Here is a 2143-nt window from a genome sequence, read left to right as displayed (position 1 = left end):
GCGAATACGTGGTCAAGATCACCGGTAAGGTGCGCCTGCGTCCGGCCGGTGCCGGCAACGCCAACATGGCTTCGGGCATGATCGAAGTGCTGGGCTACGAGCTGGAAGTATTGAACGAAGCGGAAACCCCGCCGTTCCCGCTCAACGAGTTCTCCGACGTTGGCGAAGAAACCCGCCTGCGTTATCGCTTCATCGACCTGCGTCGTCCGGAAATGCTCGAGAAGCTGCGCCTGCGTTCGCGCATGACCACCAGCATCCGTCGCTACCTGGACGAGAACGGCTTCCTCGACGTCGAGACGCCGATCCTGACTCGTGCGACCCCGGAAGGTGCGCGTGACTACCTGGTGCCGAGCCGTACTCACGCTGGCAGCTTCTTCGCCTTGCCGCAATCGCCGCAGCTGTTCAAGCAACTGCTGATGGTTGCCGGCTTCGATCGTTACTACCAGATCGCCAAGTGCTTCCGCGACGAAGACCTGCGTGCCGACCGTCAGCCGGAATTCACCCAGATCGACATCGAGACCAGCTTCCTCAACGAAGCCGAGATCATGGGGCTGACCGAAGGCATGATCCGCAACCTGTTCAAGGAAGTGCTGGGTCTGGAATTCGGTGAATTCCCGCACATGACCTGGGACGAGGCCATGCGTCGTTACGGTTCCGACAAGCCGGACCTGCGTAACCCGCTGGAACTGGTCGACGTTGCCGACCAGCTCAAGGAAGTCGACTTCAAGGTCTTCAGTGGCCCGGCCAACGACCCGAAAAGCCGTATCGCCGCTCTGCGCGTTCCAGGCGGGGCGAGCATGCCGCGCAGCAAGATCGACGACTACACCAAGTTCGTCGGCATCTACGGTGCCAAGGGCCTGGCGTACATCAAGGTCAACGAGCGCGCCAAAGGCGTTGAAGGCCTGCAGTCGCCGATCGTCAAGAACATCCCTGAAGCCAACCTCAATGTGATCCTCGATCGCGTTGGCGCGGTTGATGGCGACATCGTGTTCTTCGGTGCCGACAAGGCCAAGATTGTCAGCGAAGCGCTGGGCGCACTGCGGATCAAGGTCGGTCACGACCTGAACCTGCTGACCTGCGAGTGGGCACCGATGTGGGTTGTCGACTTCCCGATGTTCGAAGAGAACGACGACGGCAGCTTCACCGCCTTGCACCACCCGTTCACCGCACCGAAGTGCACGCCAGAAGAACTCGAAGCCAACCCGGCGACCGCTTTGTCCCGTGCCTACGACATGGTATTGAACGGCACCGAGCTGGGTGGCGGTTCGATCCGTATCCACCGCAAGGAAATGCAGCAATCGGTCTTCCGCCTGCTGGGTATCAGCGAAGCGGAACAGGAAGAGAAATTCGGCTTCCTGCTCGACGCCCTGAAATACGGCGCRCCGCCGCACGGTGGCCTGGCTTTCGGTCTCGACCGTCTGGTGATGCTGATGACCGGCGCCCAGTCGATCCGTGAAGTGATCGCCTTCCCGAAAACCCAGAGCGCTGCCTGCGTCATGACTCAGGCACCTGGCCTGGTCGATGCCAAGGCGCTGCGCGAGCTGCACATTCGTCTGCGCGAACAGCCTAAGGCTGAGTAAGACTGAGCACCCTGGCACATCGCTCGATGTGCCAGGGCGTCAGATCCAGATTGTGTTGCCCGCTCGCCTTCATGGGCGTGCGGGCATTGTTTTATAGAGAATTGTTTTAAAGAGAATTCGGAGCGAGTTATGGCGGGTCATTCCAAGTGGGCGAACATCAAGCACCGCAAAGAACGTCAGGATGCCAAGAAGGGCAAGATTTTCACCAAGTGGATTCGTGAACTGACTGTCGCGGCCCGTCAGGGTGGCGGTGATCCGGGCTCCAACCCGCGTTTGCGTCTGGCGCTGGACAAAGCCCTTGGCGCGAACATGAGCCGTGACATCATCGATCGCGCGGTGGCTCGTGGTGCTGGCGCTGCCGACACCGACGACATGGTCGAATTGAGCTATGAAGGTTATGGCCCGGGCGGCGTAGCAGTGATGGTCGAATGCATGACCGACAACCGCAACCGCACCGCAGCAGCTGTCCGTCACGCTTTCAGCAAATGCGGCGGCAACCTGGGGACCGACGGTTCGGTGGCCTACCTGTTCGAGCGCAAGGGGCAGATTTCCTTCGCCCCGGG

The 2143-nt window shown here is 60.6% G+C and carries 2 protein-coding genes; both read left to right on the top strand.

All coding sequences use genetic code 11. The features are described 5' to 3' along the window. Positions 1 to 1580, top strand: a 1580-nt coding sequence (gene aspS / locus AC1DH9_RS27895; protein WP_477809212.1) for an aspartate--tRNA ligase, incomplete at its 5' end; no start/stop codon positions are given. 129 nt (positions 1581 to 1709) lie between these two features. Further along, on the top strand, positions 1710 to 2143 hold a 434-nt coding region (locus AC1DH9_RS27890; RefSeq protein ID WP_477809211.1), incomplete at its 3' end, for a YebC/PmpR family DNA-binding transcriptional regulator.

The organism is Pseudomonas sp. 05T35 (assembly GCF_056396605.1).
The sequence above is the reverse complement of the archived record's forward strand: the minus strand, read 5'-3'. Positions and strand labels throughout refer to the sequence as shown.